The following is a 20995-nucleotide window of genomic DNA, read 5'->3' as shown; positions in this document are numbered from 1 at the left end:
GAAGTTGCAATGAGTTATGATTTCGAGCTCAACCATTAGCACATCCAGCCCTTGAACATCATCGCCGCCTTCGGCGCTTCCCGCTATGCGGTCCGCGACCTGCAGCTGTTCCGCGACGCCGACACCCCGGCCGTGGCGGCGCTGCTGGCCGACTGTCCGGTGATCCGGGTGGCGAAGGACGAGCCGGTCGAAGACGGCCTGCGGGCCCGCCTCTACATCGTGCTGTCCGGCTCGCTCGGCGTGCAGCCGGCGACGGCGGCCGGCGCCGGCGAGATCCAGCGCATCCTGCCCGGCGAGAGCGTGGGCGAGCAGTCGGTGCTGGACGATGCCGCCAACCTCGACGCCATCACCGCGCTGGAAACCAGCGAACTGCTGGTGATCGAGCCGGCCCTGCTGTGGCGCCTGATCGACGAGGCCAACGGCGTCGCGCGCAACCTGCTGCGCCTGCTGTCCTTCCGCATTCGCGCCGCCAACGCCCTGCTGCGGCGGCGCCAGAAGCTGGGCGAGTTCTACCGCCAGCTGTCGATGAACGACGGCCTGACCGGGCTGTTCAACCGCGCCTGGCTGAACGACATGCTGCCGACGCTGGTCGCACGCAGCCGCGAGGACGGCACCCCGCTGTCGCTGGTGATGATCGACCTCGACCACTTCAAGCGCTTCAACGACACCTTCGGCCACACGGCCGGCGACACGGCACTGGCCAGCGCCGCCGCCGTGATCCGCAGCGCGCTGCGGCCGTCCGACTTCGCGGTGCGCTTCGGCGGCGAGGAACTGATGGCGATCCTGCCGAACACCAACCGGCTGCTGGCCGAGATGGTCGCCGAGCGCCTGTGCCGGCGCATGCGCGAAACCATCGTGTTCGACGACATGCGCATCGCCCTGCCCCACATCACGGCCTCGTTCGGCGTCGCCACCCTGGGCCGCAGCCAGGACGAGCGCAGCCTGGTCGAAGCCGCCGACGCGGCCCTGTACCGCGCCAAGGAGGCCGGACGCGACCGCATCAGCGTCTGAAGGTTCCGTACAGCCTCTTGCGGCCGGGCTGGAGATGGGCAGCCTGGCAAGTTAGAATGGCGCGTCATTATTCATGAGCTCCCAATGAGCACCCACACCTTTCTCTGGCACGACTACGAAACCTTCGGCGCGGTGCCGCGGCGCGACCGCCCGGCCCAGTTCGCGGCGATCCGCACGGATGCCGAGCTGAACGAGATCGGCGAGCCGGTCATGATCTACTGCCAGCCGGCGCCCGACTACCTGCCGGATCCGCAGGCCTGCCTGATCACCGGCATCACGCCCCAGCACTGCCTGGAGCATGGCGTGCCGGAACACGAATTCGCCAGGCGCATCTGCGAAGCCTTCAGCGAGCCGGGCACGGTCGGGGTCGGCTACAACACCATCCGCTTCGACGACGAGGTCACGCGCTTCCTGTTCTGGCGCAACATGATCGACCCGTATGCGCGCGAATGGCAGAACGGCTGCGGCCGCTGGGATTTGCTGGACGTGGTGCGCATGACCTATGCCCTGCGCCCGGACGGCATCAGCTGGCCGATGAAGGAAGACGGCAAGCCCAGCTTCCGGCTGGAAGACCTGACCCGCGCCAACGGCCTGGTGCACGAGGCGGCGCACGATGCGCTGTCCGACGTGCGCGCCACCATCGCGATGGCGCGCCTGATCCGCTCGAAGCAGCCGAAGCTGTTCGACTTCTGCCTGGAGCTGCGCCGCAAGGACAAGGTGGCCAGCGAGATGGGCCTGCATCTGGAGCGCAGCCAGCGCCGGCCGGTCCTGCACGTGTCCGGCATGTTCCCGGCCGAGCGAGGCTGCCTGGGCCTGGTGTGGCCGCTGGCCTCCCACCCCACCAACAAGAACGAGGTGCTGGTCTGGGACTGCCGCCACGACCCGTCCGAGCTGTTCGGACTGAACGTGGACACGATCCGCACGCGCCTGTTCACGCGCGCCGCCGAGATGCCGGAAGGGATGACCCGCCTGCCGATCAAGAGCGTGCACCTGAACAAGTCGCCGATGCTGGTCGGGAACCTGCGGACCCTGGACCCGGCGCTGGCGGCGAAGTGGGAACTGGACATCGAGCAGTGCCTCGCGCACGCGCGCATCGCGGCCGGCGGGCCGGACATGGGCGCCGTGTGGCAGAAGGTGTTCCAGCGCGATGGCGGCGGGGCCGGCGCCGGAGTGGACGTCGACGAGGACCTGTACAACGGCTTCGTGTCGCAGGGCGACCGGCGCCAGCTCGAAGCGCTGCGTGGCGAGCACCCGGCCCGCCTGGCGGACCGCCAGCCGAGCTTCGACGACGGGCGGCTGGGGGAGATCCTGTTCCGCTACCGCTGCCGCAACTTCCCCCACACCCTGCACGAGCACGAGCTGGAAACCTGGGAAGCGCACCGCGCGGCGCGCCTGTTCGACGGCGCAGGGGGCGCCCGCACCATCGAGCAGCTGTTCGCCGAGATCGATGCGCTGTCGGAGACGGCGGACGAGCGCACCGAGGAGATCCTGGGGGCGCTGTACGATTACGCGGAGTCGATCGCGCCCAGCCGGTATTGATCGTGACGTGGGCACGTGGTGCCCACGCGGACGTTCGGATTACCCGCGATATTGGTTGATCGCGTCGCGCGTCTCCATCGCCACGCGGCGCGCGGCGGCCGCGAAGTCTTCATCGCCCTGCGGCTGCGCGTAGATGATGGCGCGCGAGGAATTGATCATCATGCCGGCGCCATTCGCCGTGCGGCCGGACTTCACGGTCGCTTCGATGTCGCCGCCCTGGGCGCCGACGCCCGGCACCAGCAGCGGCATGTCGCCCACCAGGGCGCGCACCTGGGCCAGCTCCTGCGGGAAAGTGGCGCCCACCACCAGCGCGCACTGGCCGTTCCGGTTCCACTTCTCGGCCACCAGCTGCGCCACATGCTGGTACAGCGGGCGTCCGCCGACGTCGAGGAACTGCAGGTCCGAACCGCCCGCGTTCGAGGTGCGGCACAGCACGATCACGCCGCGGTCCGGCCACGCCATGTACGGTTCCACCGAGTCGAAGCCCATGTAGGGGCTCACCGTGACGGCATCCGCGCCGTAGCGGTCGTAGGCTTCGCGCGCGTACTGGTGCGCGGTGGCGCCGATGTCGCCGCGCTTGGCGTCGAGGATCAGGGGAATGTGCGGATAACGCTGTTTCAGGTAGCGGCAGACCGTCTCCAGCTGGCTTTCCGCGCCCAGCGCGGCGAAATAGGCGATCTGCGGCTTGAAGGCGCAGGCCAGGTCGGCGGTCGCGTCGATGATGGCCTTGCAGAATTCGGCGATGCCCTCCGGGTGCGCGCGCAGGTGCGCGGGCAGGCGCTCGACGTCCGGATCGAGTCCGACGCACAGCAGGGAATCGTTGCTGCGCCAGGCGGCATTCAGCTTGTCGATGAAGTTCATGGCAGGCCCTTGTCTCTTGTTGCAAACCCATTATTGTACCGCGCTGCGCCCCGCTTGCCCCCGTTTCCGCCGCCTCTTCGCATGGGTAGAGCGCCGCAGTACAGACAATTGCGGTATATTTTTAGTCATTCGACAACTAGCGATGGATATCCTATGAAGCAGACCTCTTCGACGCCTTCCCTGTTCACGCGCCTGGCGGCCATGTTGCTGACGGCGGTGCTGGCCGGATCGCTGCTGTCGGGTTGCGGCTATAACGAATTCCAGGCCAAGGACGAGGCGACCAAGGCGGCCTGGAGCGAAGTCGTCAACCAGTACCAGCGCCGCGCCGACCTGATCCCGAACCTGGTCAATGTCGTCAAGGGCTATGCTACCCACGAACGAGAGACGCTGGAAGCCGTGACCCGTGCGCGCGCCGCCGCCACCAGTTTCCAGATCACGCCGGAAGTGCTGAACAACCCGGAAGCCTTCCAGAAGTTCCAGCAGGTGCAGGGCGAGCTGAGCAGCGCGCTGTCGCGCCTGATGGCCGTGTCGGAAAACTACCCGAACCTGAAGGCCGATACCCAGTTCCGCGACCTGCAATCGCAGCTGGAAGGCACCGAGAACCGCATCACCGTGGCGCGCCAGCGCTACATCGCCTCGGTACAGGAATACAACGTGCTGGCGCGCAGTTTCCCGACCAACCTGACGGCGAAGATGTTCGGCTACCAGCCCAAGCCTTCGTTCACGGTCGAGAACGAGCGCTCGATCTCGACCGCGCCGAAGGTCGACTTCGGCAAGTAAGCGGGACGTCGCGATGAATCCGCTGCTGCGCCTGTTCCAGGGCCTGGCCATCGCCCTTGCCCTGCTCCTGGCCGGACCGGCCCAGGCGCAGCTCAAGCCCGTGCCCGCACTGACGGCGCGCGTCACCGACGAAGCCGGCATGCTGACGCCGGAACAGCGCCGCAACCTGGAGCAGGTGCTGGCCGACTACGAAACCCGGACCGGCAGCCAGATCGCGGTGCTGCTGGTGAAGTCGACCGAGCCGGAAGTCATCGAGCAGTACAGTATCCGCGTGGCCGACGCCTGGAAGCTGGGCCGCAAGGGCGTCGACAATGGCGTGCTGCTGCTGGTCGCGCGCGACAATCCATCCTCGCTGCGGCGCCTGCGCATCGAAGCGGGGCGCGGGGTCCAGGGCGTGCTCACCGACGCCCAGTCCAAGCGCATCCTGCAGGACACCATCGCGCCCCATTTCCGCCAGAACGATTACTACGGCGGCTTGGTCGCCGGCGTGGGCGCGATCTCCGCCCTCCTCGACCAGGAAAAATTCCCTGCTCCCCAGGCCGGGCAGGGACAGGCGCAACAGCAGGGACAGGCCCAGGACGATGACGGCGGCCCCGGCATCATCACCAGCATCTTCTTCATCGTGGTCGGCTTCATGGTGCTGCGCTCGCTGTTCCGTCCGCGCCGCGCCAGGCTGGCCCAGCCGCGCATCGGCGGCCGCCAGGGCAGCGGCTGGAACAATGCCACCACCGGCTTCATCCTCGGCAGCATCCTCAGCAACATGAACAACAACCGCTACGGCGGCGGTGGCGGCGGCTTCTCGGGAGGGGGCGGCTTTTCCGGCGGCGGAGGCTTTTCGGGCGGCGGCGGCAGTTTCGACGGCGGCGGCGCCTCGGGAGACTGGTAATGGACAGCAAGCTCCGGCGCGCGCTGCGCCACCTGCTCAGCACCAGGAACGAGGCCGAGCGCGCCTTCCCGCCCGCGACCCTGGCCGCCATCGCGGAAGCGATCACGCTGGGGGAGCAGAGCCACCGCGGCGAGGTCCGCCTGGTGGTCGAAAAATCGCTGCCCCTGTCGGCGGTGTGGGAAGGCGTGACCAACCGCCAGCGCGCGATCTCGCTGTTCGCCGACTACGGCATCTGGGACACCGAGGACAACTGCGGCGTGCTCATCTACGTCAACCTGGCCGACCACAAGGTCGACATCGTGGCCGACCGCGGCATCAACCGCAGGATCGACAGCGCGACCTGGCAGGCGATCTGCAACACGATGACGGCGGGCTTTGCCCAGGGCCGCTTCCACGACGCCGCGCTGGACGCGGTGGGCCAGGTCAACGCGCTGCTGCGCCAGCACTTCCCGTCGAACGGCTCGCGGCCGAACGAGTTGCCGGACAAGCCGCTGATGCTCTGACCTCCGCGGCGCGCAGGCGCTTGGTTACAATGGCAGTTTAGCCATCCAGGAAAGCCTGCCATGAAACTTGCCCAGAAAGTCGCCATCGTTACCGGAGCCAGCCGGGGAATCGGGTATGCCTGCGCCGAGCGCCTGGTGCGCGAAGGTGCGCGCGTGATGCTGGTCGACGTGCGCCAGGAAGGCGCGGCCGCGGCCGAGGCGCTGGGCGACAATGCCCGCTTCTTCTGCGCAGACGTCAGCCAGAAATCCGACGTCGACGCCATGCTGGCCGCCACCCTGTCCGCCTTCGGCCATGTCGACATCCTGGTCAACAATGCCGGGGTCACCCACGCCGCCGACTTCCTCGACCTGGCCGAGGAAGACTTCGACCGCGTGCTGCGCATCAACCTCAAGTCGATGTTCCTGTGCAGCCAGGCGGTGGCGCGCGAGATGGTCAAGCGCGGCAGCGGCTGCATCATCAACATGTCGAGCGTGAACGCCGAGCTGACCATTCCGAACCAGATTCCCTACGTGGTGTCGAAAGGCGGCGTCAACCAGCTGACCAAGGTGGCGGCGATCGCCCTGGCCCAGCACGGAATCCGCGTCAACGCCATCGGCCCCGGCACCATCCTCACCGAGCTGGCGAAGAATGCGGTGATGGGCAGCCCGGAAGCGCGCCACACGATCCTGTCGCGCACGCCGCTCGGGCGCTGCGGCGAGCCGGAAGAGATCGCCGGCATCGCGGCCTTCCTGGCCAGCGACGACGCCTCCTACGTCACCGGCCAGACGCTGTATGCGGACGGCGGACGGATGGCGCTGAACTACACGGTGCCGGTCAAGGAGTGAAAAGGGCGAGCTCAGCGGTTATCAGCCTGGCGAATGTCTGCTATCTGAAATCAAAATTGGACATATATATCGCGGCGCAACATAATCTCACCTGTCTCCACTATTCTCCTCCAAGAAAATAGTTTGAAGCCCGCTCACACAGCGGGCTTTTTTTTTGCCGCTATCGGCAACAGACCAGTCTCAGCCGAATTTGTTCTCGGCGAACGGGGCGTTTGTTTGAGACGTGTCATGTCTGGGTCACATTCCCTTCCTATACTGGGTTCATCTGGATACACGCAACCGATATGCGTGATCGCAGAAAGGCGTGCCGGAAGCGGTGCGCCGCACCGGATTCCGAGTCTCTTGGCCCGATCTTGGGTTGTGCCCGTCCTCCGTTGGCGGGCATTTTTTTATTCCGTGCGGATACCCGCCCTGGGGATCGCCGATAAAGAAAATCAATCACCGCAGAGCTTGATCCGTTGCTGGATTTCGCTATGATGAATTTCGCGCTTGCGTTTTTTTCATGGAGCCAGTCCAATGAATTTACCTGAAGCAATGACGCCATCCCAGCAGCACACTTCCCCGCCATCGCGCCGACGACAGCATGCCGCCGACGACTACCTGGTCCTCAGCGAACTGAATCCGCGCGCGGTGATCGACCACCTCGACGATGAAGAGCTGCCTCTTCACGTACTGACCTTCGGCAGCGTCCGCGAGATCTGCCCGAAATGCCGGACCCACCAACTCAAACTCGTGCTGCGGCAGCAAACCGTACGCATCGCCCATCTTTTCTGCGCCGAATGCGAAAGCTGCTTCGACGCCCACTACCCCAACGGGACGCCCGCGCTCACGATCTGACGCGCGCCCGCCCTTGGCCGACGTTCCGCAAGACGGTGCGCCGGCACCAGGGGCAACACTTCCTGGTTGACCCTTGAGCCTGGCACGGCTCGACGGCCGTGCGGACGCTCAGGCATTCGTCATGGTAAGGTGCGGTTTTCGCACTCCCGCCCGCTGTTCCATGAACGACATGCTGTTCCAGTTGCTGACGCACCCACGCCTTCGCTTTGCCTGCCTTGCCTGCGCCGCGCTCATCTACCTGGCTATCGTCGTCACCGGCAATATTCCCGGGGCACGCGCCGACATCGGCCAGTATGCGCCCGGCGTGGTGCTGCACTCCTCGGCCTATGCCGTGCTGGCCTGCCTGTGCTTCCTGGGCAGCACCGGCGGCCCCGGGGCGCGCGCCGTCAAGGCCGTGCTGGCGGTCGCCCTGATGGGGGCGGGCGACGAGTTCATCCAGAGCTTTTTCCCCTACCGCGGCGCCGACGTGCGCGACTGGGCCGTCGATTGCGGTTCGGCCATCCTGGTGAGCCTGCTGCTCTGCCTCGTGCTGCCGAAAGCGGCCCTGGAAACCCGGCGCTGAGCCCCGGCCGCTTCCTGGATTCCCCGCTCCCGCCGCGTCCTTGACGTGGCTCATGCTCAACCCGAGTCAGCTGGAACGTCGCACTGAAACCTGCCTCTTACCCTTGTGGCATGCGGCACCGTCACGCATATACCAGGCACATCCATCCCATCACGAGGAGTTGATCATGAAGCTAAGACACCAGAGCGTACTCCTGGCAGGCTTGCTGACGCTGGCTTTCGGCTTGTCCGCATGCAGCTCCATGCGCGGCGGCAGTAGCGGTACCGGCATGGAGAGCGGCACTTCCACCAGCAGCGGCGGCACCAGCAGCTCGGGCAGTTCCGGCAGTTCCGGCACTTCCGGCAGCACCGGCAGCTCGGCTTACGACCAGTCCGGCACTTCCGGTATGTCGGGCACCTCCGGCAGCGGCACGTCCAGCGGCACTTCCGCCACCGGTACCGGCACCACCACCACCGGCGAGAACGCCAGCGCCACCACCGGCCAGGGCGCCTATGGCGGTTCCAGCATGGGGCAGTCCACCGCGGCCAGCTCCAGCCCGAACGCCACGGTCATGGCGGTCGAAGTCGTTCCCCGCCAGGCCGGCAGCTCGTCCGGCGCAGGTTCGGCCGGCGCCGCGGCGATGGGCAGCAGCGGCACCGCCGGCAGCACCGGCAGCTCGACCGCATCGGACCGCGTCTACCGTATTACCCTGCGCATGGATGACGGGAGCACCCAGGTAGTCACCCAGGAAACCACGCCGGACTTCCGCAGCGGCGACCGGGTCAACCTGGCCGGCGGCATGATCCACCACTGATCGAGCCGTTTGGCCACGCGGCCCCGCTGTGCCGCAGCCGGGGCAGCCCACTCGCGCCCATCCGCCCGGCGGCGCCAGGCGGACCGCCTCGTCGCTTACTCGGCGCCGACCTTCTGCGCGCGGCTGCGCTTGGCCAGCACGGTCTCGGCGCCGCGTTTGCCGGCCAGCAAGGCGTGGTCGGAGTTGTAGTACTCCCATTCGCTGTAGCGCCCGACGAGGGTGATGTCGAAGCCTTTCAGCCAGGCCTTGCAGGTTTCGACGTTGCGCGCGCGCTGGTGGTCGTACAGCACGTAGGCGTACGGCATGTCGACCTGGTTCGCGGCCAGGATACGGTCGCCCTCCCGGATCATCCCGACCTTGCGGCAATCCTCGATCGCGCGGGCGACCAGTTCGTCGCCGTCGAGCGGCAGCGGCTTGGTCGGCGAATACGAGATCTCGCAGGTGAAGCCGAAGCCGCCCGGCGGGTTGCATCCCCGCGAGGCGTTGCCCTGCACGAAGATGCGGTGGAAGATCGTGTCTTCCGGATAGTAGATCCAGTGCTTGTCGGTGGCGACCCGGTCGATGCCGATGTTGACGCAGCGGATCGACACATGGCGCAGGCCCCTGGCCGCCGTCCTCACTTCTTGCGGCGCTTCCTCGCCGATCGCCTTGACCAGCTCCGGCAGCGGCATGGTCGAGATCAGGTCGTCATACCTGAAGCGCCGGCCATCGGCCAGGGCCACGATGTGTTCGCGCGGCAGCACCTGCACGACCTCGGCGCCCAGCTCGATCTTGCCCTTGATGTGCGGCAGGAAGCCGTTCATCAGGGCCTGGAAGCCGCCCTTCAGCGGATAGCCGAAGCGGGCGTTCGGCCCCACCGGCCTGGGCGACGGTTCGAGGGCGCCCTGCACGATCTCTTCCAGGTTCGGCAGCGGCACCCGGCCGCCCAGCCAGGAGGTTTCCATCTCGGCCAGCGGCACGGTCCAGAGCTTGCGGTTGTAGGGAATGGCGAAATGCTTCGCGATGCCCTTGCCCCAGACCTGGTGGATGAACTGCTCGAAATTCCTGACCTGCCCCTTGACGGCGCGGTCGGTGTTGCAGACGTCGGTGGTGCCGTCGGCGCAGCAGTCGTCGATGGCTTCCGCTTCCGCGGCCTGGGCATCGTTGGCGCCCTGCCCGCCGTAACGGGCTTCGATGGCGCCCATCACGCACTCGGTGATGACCCTGGGCGGCAGGCCGTACAGCGCGCCCTGGAAGGGATAGCGGGTGGTCACGCCCTTGCTGTAGATCCAGGCTTCGCGGTTCTGCCAGTGCACGTTATCGCCCAGCAGCACTTCGTACATCTTCAGCACATAGGGGTCGTTCGAGAACATGATGTGGCCGGCGTGGTCGAAGGTGAAGCCATGGTCCTCGATCGAGCGGCACCAGCCGCCGACGGTCTCGTTGCGGTCCAGCAGCAGGGTGTCCGCGCCCAGGTGGTAGGCGGCCGACAGCCCGGTCGGGCCGGCGCCGACGATGACGGTGCCGACGTGGCGCGCGCCCTGGCTGCGCAGCGGATTGACGTTCTGCGCGGCGTTGCCCGCCTGCGGCGCCGGCTGGGCGGCCGTATGCGAAGCGGGATGCGAACTCGAGGTGCGCGGCGGCGTCGACTCCAGCAGCGCGCGCATGTGCGCCGCCGTGTTGTCCCAGGACGTCGCGGCGACCACGGCGTTCATCGCCTCGGCCATGCGTTCGCGCTCGGCCGGGGTCTGGGCCAGCGCCGCTTCGCAGGCGGCGACGAATGCGCGCGCTTCCCCGGCGATGGCGACCACGTGGCCGTAGGGGTTGGCGACGTCGGCGATCGGCGTGCTCACGATCGGCAGCCGGGCCGCCATGTATTCGAGCACCTTGGTCGGGCTGATGAATTTCGTCGCTTCGTTGATCGCGAACGGCATCAGGCAGACGTCCCAGCCGGCCAGCAGGTCGGGCAAGGCCGCATACGGCTGCTGGCCCAGGTAATGGATGTTGGCGCGGCGCGGCAGCCGCTCCGGGTCGATCTTCACGACCGGGCCGGCCAGCACGATCTGCCAGTCCGGATGGGCGTCGGCGACGGCGCCGACCAGCTCGGGGTCGAAGCGCTCGTCCAGCACGCCATAGAAGCCGAGGCGCGGATGCGGGATGTCCCGCTGCTGCGGATGGACGCGGCTGCGGTCGAGGGCCTGCTCGAAGTGCCCCACGTCGACGCTGCTGGAAAAGCAGTGCACGTTCGGGTGGCGGTTCTTCTTGGCTTCGTAGAGGCTGGGGCCGCCGGCAAAGACCAGGTCGGCGATGTTCAGCAGCGCACTCTCGCGCTGCAGCAGCTGTTTCGGCGGATTCTTGAACGATGCCAGCTCGTCCATGCAGTCGTACACCACCAGCGCGGGCTGGAGCGACTGCAGCAGGGGCAGAGCCATCGGCGTATAGAACCAGGCGATGACCTGCTCGCCCGGTGGTGCCAGCTGGGCCATCATTGGCTGCAGCAGGCGGAGCTGGTCGTCGTGGAAGCCGACGGCATGGATCGGGGTGTGCGCGCGGCACACGGTCACGTTCGGCGCGGGATGGGACCGCTGCATGAACGGGGCGCCGTCATCGTACTCCGGCTCCTCGACGAACAGGACCGGATAATGCTGCGCCAGGCGCGACAGCAGGTGCTGCGGCCGCTGGAACACGAAATCCCAGCGCAGATGGCTGAAAACGACGATCGTGGTCATGATGCCTCCTCTGGTGGGAGCCTCGCAAACCTGCTGCGCATTGCAGGGGCGGCGGGGGCGCCGAGCTCTGCGATGCTCGCGACGGTTTTCGAGGCCCCTGTTACTTTGTGAGGAAGCGCCTCAGGCGGTACTTGCCCCCTGGTCTCCCTCTGGTTCGACATCCCTGGCCTGGAGCGTGACGTTGCGCGTCGCCGCGCTGATCACCTCGAAAGGCAGCTTGGGGGTACGGTCCGCGTTGAGCAGGCCGTTGGCCTCCTGGAAAGTGTCGGCGAACTGGGTGTAGCAGAAGCCGCTGAACATGAAGGTCTCGTTGACCACCTTCAGCAGGCGTTGGTACAGCGCGTGATAACTCTCGGCCGTATGGGCACGGGTATAGCCCCAGGTGCCGTCCTCGGGGCTCGCGTTCGGGTCGAAGGCGATGCCGCCGAATTCGGTCAGCACGATGGGCTGGCCGCGGTGCGGGAAGCCGTCCAGCGTCAGGATGCGTCCGCCGGGACGGCGTTGATCGAACAGCGTGCGCACGGGGTCGCTGACCTCGTAGCGCGCCTTGATCTTTTCCGGATCGCTGTCGTAGTCGTGGATGCCCAGGATGTCGGTGGCCGAGGCTTCCCAGCCGTCGTTGCCGATCACCGGGCGGGTCGCGTCGAGGGTGCGCGTCAGGTGGTACAGCGCCTCGACCGCGTTGCGGTGGGCCTGGGTCAGCGTCAGGTTCGGCACGCCCCAGGATTCGTTGAACGGCACCCACACGATGATGCAGGGGTGGCTGTAGTCGCGCTCGATGGCCTCGGTCCATTCCTTGACGATGCGCTTGATCGCGTGCGGACTGAAGCGGTAGGCCGAGGGCATCTCTTCCCAGACCAGCAGGCCCAGCTTGTCGGCCCAGTACAGGTAGCGCGGATCCTCGATCTTCTGGTGCTTGCGCACGCCGTTGAAGCCCATCATCTTGGCCAGCTCGACGTCGCGCTTGAGGTGCTCGTCGGACGGCGCGGTCATGAAGGATTCGGTCCAGTAGCCCTGGTCCAGCACCAGGCGCAGCGGATACGGGCGGCCGTTCAGCAGCAGGCGGTCGCGGTTGATGTGGAAGGCGCGCAGGGCGGTGTACGACTTGACGTGGTCGACCACCCTGTCGCCGCAGCGCAGGATCACTTCGGCGTCCAGCAGGGTCGGACGCTCGGGGCTCCACAGCAGCTCGTTGCGCGAATCGTCGATGCCGGGGTCGGACAGCGCGATCTTGCGGTTCGCCTCGCCCTGCAGCAGCTTGTAGTTGTCGTCCGCCAGCAGCTGGTCGCCGTGCCAGATCTTGACCTCGACGAACATGTTCTCCTGGATGTCGCCGCCGGCGAACACCTCGCAGCCGATCTCGAAGGTCTCGAAGATCGGGGTCCAGCGCAGGCTGCGGATGAAGGTGCGCGAGACCTGCTCGACCCAGACCGTCTGCCAGATGCCGGTCGTGCGCGGATACCAGATCGAGTGCGGCTCGAGCAGCCAGTCCTGCTTGCCGCGCGGCTTGGCCAGGTCGGCCGGATCGTCCTCGACGAACACGGTCACGACCTGCCTGCCGTCCGGCTTCAGGGCCTGGGTGATGTCGGCCGAGAACGGCGTATGGCCGCCCTCGTGCTCGGCCACCAGCTGGCCGTTGACCCAGACCCGGGCGGCGTAATCGACCGCGCCGAAGTGCAGGATCGCGCGCTGCTCGGACGGCTTCAGCTCGAAGTCGCGTTCGTACCAGCAGAAGCGGTGGAAGCCGGTGTCCTGGATGCCGGACATTTCCGTTTCCGGCGCGAAGGGAACGTTGATCTCATGGGTCCAGCCGGTCACGCCTTCCGGCATCCTGCAGCACACCTCGTCGTCGAAACGGAAGCGCCACTTGCCGTTCAGGTTGATCCAATTGTCGCGTACCAGCTGGGGGCGGGGGTACTCAAACTGGCTCATTGTTTTCCTTTCCTTGGGTCGGAACCGGGATCAGGATGCGTCCCCGGCGTCCGTCTTTGTTGTAATTGGAGAGTGCGGTTTCTGCTGCCGCCCTTGCCTGGCCGGCGCGGCACAATGCCACGCAGGCCCCGCCGAATCCGGCGCCGGTGAGGCGCGCGCCGAGCACGCCGGGAGCGGCGCGCAAGGCATCCACCAGCCGGTCGAGCTCCGGAATCGAGACTTCGTAATCGTCGCGCAGGCTGTCGTGCGAGGCGTTCATCAGCTCGCCGAAGCGCTCGGCGCCCACGCCCTTCGCCGCTTCCAGCACGCGCAGGTCCTCCAGCACCACGTGGCGCGCGCGCCGGCGCAGCGGCTCGGGCAGCCGTTCCAGCACCGAGGGGTCGGTGACGTCGCGCAGGGCCTTGACGCCCAGCTTGCGCGAGGCTTCCTCGCACTCGGCGCGGCGCTCGTTGTACTTGCTGGCGGCCAGGGTGCGCGGCACGCCGGAATCGATCACGATCAGCTCGGTCCCCTCCGGCATCTGCACCAGGCGGTGCTCGAGCGTGCGGGCGTCGATGAACAGCATGTTCCGTTCGTCGCACAGGCTGGACGCCATCTGGTCCATGATCCCGCAGTTGACGCGCGCATACTCGATCTCGGCGCGCTGGGCGATCTGGGCCAGCTTCACGTCGTCGAGCGCGAAGCCGAGCAACTGGCGCAGCGCGCGCAGGGTCGCCACCTCGAGCGCGGCCGAGGACGACAGGCCCGAGCCGACCGGCAGGTTGGTGGTGACGAACACGCGCAGCGGCGGGATCTCGACACCCAGCGCCTCGACCAGCCGGATGCAGCCCTCGATATAGCTGCCGAAGCCCTGCGGCGCGCTGCCGCCTTTCGCGGCGAAGGTCACGTTGCCGTCCAGCGTGCCCGAGTACAGGTGGTGCTGGTCGTCATGGCTGTGCGCCAGCGCCACGCCGGTGCGCTGCGGGGTCGCCACCGGCAGCATGAAGCCGTCGTTGTAGTCGGTGTGTTCGCCCAGCAGGTTGACCCGCCCGGGAGCCCATGCGCACGCCTCCGGGGCGCCGCCGAAGAAGGTTTCTGCACTTGTCATGTCAACTCCAGCCAGAGCGGCCGCGGGCGGCCGCCGATGTTCGCCGCCGGCCACTGCGGGTCCAGCGTGATGTTTTCCAGCCCGTTCGCGCCGAGCAGGAAGGTGTCTTCGATCCCGATGCCGTCGAAGCCGGGGTTGAACGCGAACGCCATGCCGGTCTCCAGTCCGGTCGCGGTGCTCGGGCTGGCGGCCAGTTCGCAGGCCAGGTAGCCGGCGATGCCGCCCTGGGGCCGCTCGCGCAGCGCGTCCGGCCGGTTGGCGTGGCGATAGGCGGCGTCGAAGGCGTGGTACACGGCGGCCAGCGACTGCCCGGCGCGCACCGCGTCCAGCCCGGTCGACTCCAGGCGCAGCAGTTCGTCCTGCGCGGCCGGCGCGGGCCCGAAGCTGACCGAGCGCGACAGCCTGGCGACCAGGCCATGCCTGCGCGCGCAGCACGACAGCATGGCGCGGGCGCCGAGCGGCTCATGCGAGGGCGTCGGCCGGCGCCAGCGCCCGAGGCGGCGCTCGCCGGCGGCCAGCACCAGAGAAGGCTGGAGGCCGCGCCGCAGCAGGGCGCGCGCGCCCTCCCCGGCCAGCTGGTATTCGGTCCAGTCCGGGCGCGCCGCGCGCAGCGCCTCGTCGATCGCCTCGGCGGCTGCGCGGCCCAGCGCGCGGTAGCGCTCCTGCTCGTCGGCGTTCAGCACCATGCGGCGCAGCTTCAGGCTGGCGGGCAACGGCTGCTCGTTCGGGCCCGGGCGGTCGGACAGGACGGCGCGCCCGCCGGCCGCGCCCAGCACATAGGTCTCGTGCAGCTCGGTATCGGTCCAGGGCGCACTGTGGAAGGTGAAACCCGGCGGCACCTCTTCCAGGCGCAGGCGCTCGGCCTCGGTCTCGTCGGTGAGCACGCAGGCTTCGTCCGGCGTCACCAGCAGCCCTGCGCCGCCGGTCTCGCAGCTGCTCGGCGCCGGCGTCGTGCCGCCCGCGGTCGCCCAGGCGAACCAGTCCTCGCCGCGCAGGCGGATCGCGCCGGCGCCCGCCTGGGCCAGCGCCTCGCGCAGCAGCGCCAGCTTGGCCGCGGCCTCCGCGCCGCGCAGCGCCAGCGGATCGGCGGTGACACTCATGCGCCATCCTCCAGGTTGACTTCGACCTGCTGCAGTTCGTAGGCGGTGGTCTCGGGCAGCACGTCCATCGCGAACATGCCGGCCGCCAGCTCGGTGCCGGCCAGGTACTTGAGGCGGTCGCGGGTGCGGTACGGCGGGTAGAACTGGCAGTGCAATTGCGTTTCGGGATGCTCGGCGCCGTCGGTCGGCGCCTGGTACCACGCCATCAGGTAGGGGAAGGGACGGTCCCACAGGTGGTCGTACTTGAGCAGCACGGTCTTCAGGGCGCGCGCCAGGCCCTCGCGCTGCGGCGGGGTGAGCGCGGCGAAATCCTTGCACGGCGCGGTCGGCATCACCCACACCTCGTAGGGGTAGCGCGCGCAGGCCGGCACGAAGGCGATCGCGTACTCGTCCTGGTACAGCACGCGCTTGCCGTCGGCGGCCTCGTCGCGCGCCATGTCGCACAGCAGGCTCGAGCCGTGCTGCAGATAGTATTCGCGCTCCTGGGCCAGCTGGCGCGCCGGCACGCTCGGCACGAAGGGATAGCAGTAGATCTGGCCGTGCGGATGGTGCAGGGTCACGCCCACTTCCGCGCCGCGGTTCTCGAACGGCAGCACGTACTGGATGTGGTGCTGGCCGCCGATCCGGGTGGTGCGGTCGCCCCACACCTGCAGCAGCAGCTCGATGCGCGACAGCGGCAGCCGGCTCAGCGCGGCCTGCGGATCCTGGGTGAACACCACCACCTCGCACTTGCCGTTGGCGGGCGCGGTCGGCACCGTCAGCGTGGGCGGATCGTGGGAATCCAGCGCCAGCGAAGGAAAACGGTTGTCGAACACGGCGATCTCGTAGTCGCCGGCCGGCATCTCGGTCTGGTGCGCAGGGTCGGTGGTCGGGGCCAGCGGGTTGTACTGCGGCGGCGGCTGGTAGGTCCGGTTCTGGCGAAACGCCGCATAGGTCACCCATTCGCCGCGCAGCGGATGCCAGCGCAGGTGCGGATTCGCATTCTGCGGGTCGGGAAAGGGACTCGGTGCAACAAGTCCTGCCGGAATCGGCTGGTTACTGTAGAGGGTGAGTTGTCGTCCGTCGGGCTTTACGAGTTCTTGGATGTGCATGGCGCTTTCTTGTCGGGCATGTCAGGAAAAGCAAGGCGACTTCGGTATCGCATTCGCGGTCAGGGACCGATCCTAACATGGCGTTTTCGCCACTATTTCCAGGGGTAAGCACGAGCTTTTCCAGGCATCAACAAGCTCATGTGGAGGGCTTCCTGTACCGACAGGCTCGGGTGCCCGCTCTCCTAGGGAGCCCGCCAGGCGGGGGCAGTTTTTCCCTATGAAGCAAGATGCTTTGTAGGCGCAAACCTACAGAATCCTGAGAAAAAATCGCAGGTTTTGGCGAGACTTCGACTTACACGTCAACACAGGGGATCGAAGCGGGCGGCGGGGCCGGGACGGTCCCGGACGGCTGGCTCGGGACCCGATACGGCAGGGACTGTTCTACTGCGCGAGCTCGGCCAGCACGGCCGTGACCATCTCCAGGTTCAGGAGCAGTTGCTTGAGGGTGATGAACTCATGCTCCGAATGGCCCGTATAGACCGTGTGCGGCATTGCCGGGCCGAAGCTGACGGCGCGCGGGAACAGGCGCGAATTGGTGCCGCCGCCGACCGCGACCGGCTTCGGGTCCTTCACGCCGGTAAAGTACGAGAACACCTTCATCAGCACCGGCAGCTGCGGCGCGTCGTGCTGGATCCAGGGGTCGCCGATCTGCACTTTCACGTCCGCCAGCTGCACCGACGCATGCGCGCCCTGCCATTGCGCCAGCGCGGCATTGATCTCGTTGGACAGCTGCTGGGCGGTCTTGCCCTGCGGGCGCCGGATGTTGATCGACAGTTCCGGGCTCTCCCCTTTCTGGCGGATCACGGTCGGGGCGAAGGTCATCGGTCCCATGAAGGCGTCGCGGTAGGCGATGCTGCCGAACTTCTCACCGAAGTAGCCGGTGCCGACCATCTCGTTGAGGAAGTTGACCAGCGCGCCGGACGGCGTGTCCGGCCAGGTGCGCACGGCCAGCACGTCGGCCAGCATGCTGATCGCGTTCAGGCCGTCCTCCGGCTTGGACGAATGCGCCGAGACGCCTTTCGCGGCAATCGCCAGGCCGCCGTTCTTGCGTTCGAAGGTGTAGTGCATGCCGGCCTGCTTCCCCGCGCGCTGCCGCAGCTAGGCTTCGAGCGCCGGGCTGGCGTTGGCGACGAGCGCCTGCGCATCCTCGGGGATCTGGCTGCCGAAGAAGCCGCCGCCGAAACCGGCGACATAGGGCTCGCCCTGGGGCGCCGCGGCGGCCGGCGGGAAGGTCACGGCGACCGTGCCGTAGCCCTTCTCCGCCGTCACCGCCGGGTACTCGGCGTCGAGGGTGATGTTCAGCTGGGGCAGCGGATGGGTCTTCACGAAAGCGGCCAGCGCGTCCCAGTCCGACTCTTCCGCCATGTAGACATACAGCTCGATGCGCTTCGACAGCGGCAGCTGCAGGTCCTTCAGCGACTTCATCGCATACAGGGCGGTGGCGATCGGCCCCTTGTCGTCCTCGGCGCCGCGCGCCAGCAGCTTGCCGGGCTCGCTGCTGCGGTCCAGTTCGAAGGGCGACTTCTTCCACTTGGACGGGTCGACCGGCTGCACGTCGCCGTGCGCGATCATGCCGACCCGCTCCTGGGCATCCGCCGCACCGAGGCCGATCACGACCACCTGGCCGTAGTCGGCGAAGTCGAGGCCGAGGCGCGCCGCCTCGCTCTCGAGGAAGTTCTTGAAGCCGATGTGCTGGGGATTGCGTTCGGCGGGCAGTTCCTTGTCGGCCACCGTGTTGTAGCTCACCAGTCTGGCGAGGGTGTCGACGACGTCGTCGCGGTAGGCGGTGACGGCATGCTTGGCGGCCTTCACCGCGGCCTCGCCCGGCACGGCCGGGGCGTTCGGGGCGGCGCCGGCGGCGGCGGCGAAGGCCAGCAGCAGGCCGGCCAGGGTAAGTCTTGTTTTCATGTGAAACCACGTCTCCTTGTTGCAAAAGCGCAAGGAGTCTAGCACGGGGATGGCGACCGCCGCGCGACGGCACAATCGGGTATCGTAGCGGGCAAGGCGAACAACAGGAAAAGGGACCGGCATGACCTACAAGACCATCCAGCGGGTGCACCCCGCCATGCGCGACGACATCGGCGACCTGATCACCCAGCGCCCGCTGCCGGGCCCGCACATCGAGCAGGTCGACCCCTTCCTGTTCCTCAACCACCATGGTCCGCAGGTCTACCCGAAGCACAACCGCGGCCTGCCCTTCGGCCCGCATCCGCACCGCGGCTTCGAGACCGTCACCTTCATCCTCGACGGCCTGCTGGCCCACCGCGACAGCGCCGGCCACGAAAGCGTGATCGGGCCCGGCGGCGTGCAGTGGATGACGGCCGGGCGCGGCATCGTGCACGCCGAGGTCTCGCCGCGCGAATTCATGCAGGAAGGCGGCCCGCTCGAGATCCTGCAGCTGTGGGTGAACCTGCCCCCGCACCTGAAGATGACCGAACCGCGCTACGTGGGCCTGCAGCGCGACCGGATCCCGGTGGTGGAAAGCGACGGCGGCAAGGTGCGCGTGCACCTGGTGTCGGGAGAGTATGGCGGCACGGCCGGGCCGATCCAGTCCCTGACCGGCGTTTCCATGAGCCTGGTGGAAATGAAGGCCGGCGCGAACTTTTACCTGAACGGCCTGCTCGACCGCAACATCTTCCTGTACGTGGTGCGCGGCCTGATCCAGGGCGAGCCGGACACGGTCAGCGCCTTCCACCTGGCCGAGTTCGAACCGCAGGGCGACGAACTCGCGCTGAGCGCCATCCACGACTCCCTGCTGCTGCTCGGGCATGCCTTCCCGATCCGCGAACCGGTGGTCGCGCACGGCCCCTTCGTGATGAACACGCGCGAGGAGATCAACCAGGCGATCCTGGATTACCAGGCGGGGCGCTTCGGCGCGCCGATCTGAGGAAAATAAAAGGCGCTGTTCGCATTAAGTGTGGAATCTTTTCGGCAAGCGCCCGGTCCAATGTCAACCTGAACCGTTGACGGAGGCGCCATGCAAGCCCGGCAGTTCGAGCAATTTCTCCAGCGTCTACCGAGCCTCACCCGGCGCCAGCGCGGCCGGCTGCTGGCGCTGCTGCAATCGGCGGCTGGGCTGGACCGGGCTCTCGACGTCATCGAACAACCCGGGCAGACACCTTGCTGCCCGCGCTGCCAGGCCGATCGTCCTTATCGCCACGGCCATGCGAATGGCCTGCAGCGTTATCGCTGCCGCATCTGCTTTCGTACCTTCAACGCCCTGAGCGGCACGCCGCTGGCCCGGCTGCGCCACAAATCGCGCTGGATCGATTATCTCGACGGCATGCTCGACTCGCGCAGCGTGCGCCGCGCGGCGCTGGAAACGGGCGTGGCCAGCGCCACCAGCTTTCGTTGGCGGCATCGCTTTCTCAGCGTGACCAAGGACGACCGGCCGGATCGGTTGAGCGGGATTGCCGAGGCGGACGAGATGTACGTGCTCGAATCGCACAAAGGCGCCAGGAAACTCGACCGCCCGCCACGCAAGCGCGGCGGCAAAGCGTCAAAGCGCGGCATCTCGAACGAGCAGATGTGTATTTTGGTCGCACGCGACCGCAGCGGGCAGACCATCGATGCCGTCACCGGCAAGGGCGCGCTGCGCAAGCAGCATTTGCTCGAGCACCTGCGGCCACGCCTGGAGCCGGACGTGCTGCTGGTGACCGACAGCCACGCCGCTTATCCGGCATTCGCCCGTGAAGCAGGGATCGCCCATGAAGCCGTGAACGTGAGCGCGGGGATCCGCAAGCGCGGCCCTCTGCACATCCAGAATGTGAACGCCTATCACAGCCGCATGCGCGCCTGGCTGGTGCCGTTCCGCGGAATTGCCAGCCGCTACCTGTCCCATTACTTTGGCTGGCGCTGGGCGCTGGATGGCCGGCGCATCGCCAGCCCGGATGCCTTCCTGAGAGCGGCGCTGGGCAGATTCAACACTTAACGCGAACAGCGCCAAATAAAACGCCGGCCCGGTCCCAGCGGCCAGGCCGGCCGCATTGTCTGCTGGCGACCTGTCAGCGGCGGAACTGGGTCAGCGCCACGTTCTGCGGAAACGTCAGTTCGTCGAGCGCCAGTTCGGCGCCGCTGCCGCGGGCCACGAAGCGGGTCTTCGACACCGGCAGCAATTCCTCGCGCCTGCCGTCCACTTCCATGAACACCTTGTTGCGCAGGCTGGTCAGCCTCAGCGTGCGGCCATCCTCCAGCCGGAACGAGCCGGTCGCGTCCTCGGCTTCATGTGGGGTCAGGTAGACCAGCGCGCGGGCATTGCCCTGCACGATGACGGTGTTGCCGTCGGCGCTGACGGCGACCGGCAGCGCGGCGTCGGCCAGGGCCAGGGACGAGACGGCGGCGGCGCCGAGGAAAGCCAGTACTTGTTTGATACGCATGATTGCTCCATTCACGATTCGAAGTGAAGAACGGACCGTGCATCGTCCGGACAGTCGCCGGTAACGCCGGGGGTCCACTGTGTTTTCGTATCGCCGCATCTCGG

20 protein-coding genes are annotated in these 20995 nt (G+C 67.4%); 11 read left to right on the top strand and 9 right to left on the bottom strand.

Annotated elements, in window-relative coordinates; all coding sequences use genetic code 11:
• Positions 1 to 51: 51 nt before the first annotated feature.
• Both AC3A6M_RS19715 and sbcB read left to right on the top strand, forming a co-directional pair.
• Positions 52 to 1011: a GGDEF domain-containing protein gene (locus tag AC3A6M_RS19715; RefSeq protein ID WP_487854423.1), complete on the top strand. Its 960-nt coding sequence runs from the start codon at positions 52 to 54 to the stop codon at positions 1009 to 1011.
• Between the two features lie 84 nt (positions 1012 to 1095).
• The gene (gene sbcB, locus AC3A6M_RS19710) at positions 1096 to 2550 is read left to right on the top strand and encodes an exodeoxyribonuclease I (RefSeq protein WP_487854422.1); all 1455 of its coding nucleotides are present in this window, start codon (positions 1096 to 1098) and stop codon (positions 2548 to 2550) included.
• Between the two features lie 39 nt (positions 2551 to 2589).
• Here the strand turns inward: sbcB and pyrF are convergent, their stop codons facing one another.
• On the bottom strand, positions 2590 to 3411 hold the full coding sequence (pyrF, locus tag AC3A6M_RS19705) for an orotidine-5'-phosphate decarboxylase (protein WP_487854421.1): 822 nt from the start codon (positions 3409 to 3411) through the stop codon (positions 2590 to 2592).
• 201 nt (positions 3412 to 3612) lie between these two features.
• Between pyrF and AC3A6M_RS19700 the strand changes: the two genes are divergently transcribed.
• The 7 genes from AC3A6M_RS19700 (at position 3613) to AC3A6M_RS19670 (ending at position 8597) form a co-directional block, all read left to right on the top strand.
• Positions 3613 to 4191, top strand: coding sequence for a LemA family protein (locus AC3A6M_RS19700; protein WP_487854446.1), 579 nt, complete (start codon positions 3613 to 3615; stop codon positions 4189 to 4191).
• A 13-nt stretch (positions 4192 to 4204) separates the two neighbouring features.
• Positions 4205 to 5077, top strand: coding sequence for a TPM domain-containing protein (locus AC3A6M_RS19695; protein ID WP_487854420.1), 873 nt, complete (start codon positions 4205 to 4207; stop codon positions 5075 to 5077).
• Positions 5077 to 5580, top strand: a complete 504-nt coding sequence (locus tag AC3A6M_RS19690) for a TPM domain-containing protein (RefSeq protein WP_487854419.1) — start codon at positions 5077 to 5079, stop codon at positions 5578 to 5580. The genes AC3A6M_RS19695 and AC3A6M_RS19690 overlap by 1 nt, the downstream gene beginning before the upstream one ends.
• Before the next feature lie 60 nt (positions 5581 to 5640).
• A complete protein-coding gene (locus AC3A6M_RS19685) occupies positions 5641 to 6405 on the top strand; it encodes an SDR family NAD(P)-dependent oxidoreductase (RefSeq protein ID WP_487854418.1) in 765 nt (254 codons plus the stop codon).
• Positions 6406 to 6921: 516 nt separating this feature from the next.
• Positions 6922 to 7242 carry a hypothetical protein gene (locus tag AC3A6M_RS19680; RefSeq protein WP_487854417.1) on the top strand — a complete coding sequence of 107 codons (321 nt, stop codon included), beginning with the start codon at positions 6922 to 6924 and terminating at the stop codon, positions 7240 to 7242.
• A 160-nt stretch (positions 7243 to 7402) separates the two neighbouring features.
• Positions 7403 to 7804, top strand: coding sequence for a VanZ family protein (locus AC3A6M_RS19675; protein ID WP_487854416.1), 402 nt, complete (start codon positions 7403 to 7405; stop codon positions 7802 to 7804).
• Between the two features lie 166 nt (positions 7805 to 7970).
• The gene (locus AC3A6M_RS19670) at positions 7971 to 8597 is read left to right on the top strand and encodes a hypothetical protein (protein ID WP_487854415.1); all 627 of its coding nucleotides are present in this window, start codon (positions 7971 to 7973) and stop codon (positions 8595 to 8597) included.
• A gap of 95 nt (positions 8598 to 8692) precedes the next feature.
• Here the strand turns inward: AC3A6M_RS19670 and AC3A6M_RS19665 are convergent, their stop codons facing one another.
• The 7 genes from AC3A6M_RS19665 to AC3A6M_RS19635 all read right to left on the bottom strand — a co-directional run bounded on the left by AC3A6M_RS19665 (position 8693) and on the right by AC3A6M_RS19635 (position 18423).
• Positions 8693 to 11305, bottom strand: a complete 2613-nt coding sequence (locus AC3A6M_RS19665) for an NAD(P)-binding protein (protein ID WP_487854414.1) — start codon at positions 11303 to 11305, stop codon at positions 8693 to 8695.
• A gap of 120 nt (positions 11306 to 11425) precedes the next feature.
• On the bottom strand, positions 11426 to 13237 hold the full coding sequence (locus AC3A6M_RS19660; protein ID WP_487854413.1) for a glycoside hydrolase family 2 protein: 1812 nt from the start codon (positions 13235 to 13237) through the stop codon (positions 11426 to 11428).
• Complete coding sequence (galK, locus tag AC3A6M_RS19655) at positions 13224 to 14324, bottom strand: galactokinase (protein WP_487854412.1); 1101 nt, start codon at positions 14322 to 14324, stop codon at positions 13224 to 13226. Before galK ends, AC3A6M_RS19660 begins: the two co-directional genes overlap by 14 nt.
• On the bottom strand, positions 14321 to 15424 hold the full coding sequence (locus AC3A6M_RS19650; RefSeq protein ID WP_487854411.1) for a M24 family metallopeptidase: 1104 nt from the start codon (positions 15422 to 15424) through the stop codon (positions 14321 to 14323). The genes galK and AC3A6M_RS19650 overlap by 4 nt, the downstream gene beginning before the upstream one ends.
• A complete protein-coding gene (galT, locus tag AC3A6M_RS19645) occupies positions 15421 to 16515 on the bottom strand; it encodes a galactose-1-phosphate uridylyltransferase (protein WP_487854410.1) in 1095 nt (364 codons plus the stop codon). The genes AC3A6M_RS19650 and galT overlap by 4 nt, the downstream gene beginning before the upstream one ends.
• 381 nt (positions 16516 to 16896) lie before the next feature.
• Positions 16897 to 17583: a peptidase dimerization domain-containing protein gene (locus tag AC3A6M_RS19640; protein ID WP_487854409.1), complete on the bottom strand. Its 687-nt coding sequence runs from the start codon at positions 17581 to 17583 to the stop codon at positions 16897 to 16899.
• A gap of 30 nt (positions 17584 to 17613) precedes the next feature.
• Positions 17614 to 18423, bottom strand: a complete 810-nt coding sequence (locus tag AC3A6M_RS19635; protein ID WP_487854408.1) for a M20/M25/M40 family metallo-hydrolase — start codon at positions 18421 to 18423, stop codon at positions 17614 to 17616.
• Between the two features lie 121 nt (positions 18424 to 18544).
• Here AC3A6M_RS19635 and AC3A6M_RS19630 point away from each other — a divergent pair, with 121 nt between their 5' ends.
• Together AC3A6M_RS19630 and AC3A6M_RS19625 are read left to right on the top strand one after the other, a co-directional pair.
• Positions 18545 to 19402 carry a pirin family protein gene (locus AC3A6M_RS19630; RefSeq protein WP_487854407.1) on the top strand — a complete coding sequence of 286 codons (858 nt, stop codon included), beginning with the start codon at positions 18545 to 18547 and terminating at the stop codon, positions 19400 to 19402.
• A 90-nt stretch (positions 19403 to 19492) separates the two neighbouring features.
• Positions 19493 to 20446 (top strand): IS1595 family transposase, encoded by a 954-nt coding sequence (locus AC3A6M_RS19625; RefSeq protein ID WP_487854406.1) that lies wholly within the window; start codon positions 19493 to 19495, stop codon positions 20444 to 20446.
• A 73-nt stretch (positions 20447 to 20519) separates the two neighbouring features.
• Here AC3A6M_RS19625 and AC3A6M_RS19620 read toward each other — a convergent pair whose 3' ends face one another.
• A complete protein-coding gene (locus tag AC3A6M_RS19620) occupies positions 20520 to 20891 on the bottom strand; it encodes a hypothetical protein (protein ID WP_487854405.1) in 372 nt (123 codons plus the stop codon).
• Between the last annotated feature and the right edge of the window lie 104 nt (positions 20892 to 20995).

The sequence above is a fragment of the Telluria sp. Soil_C_11 genome, assembly GCF_057657395.1.
Note: the sequence above shows the minus strand (reverse complement) of the source record. Positions and strands in the feature narration are given on the sequence as shown.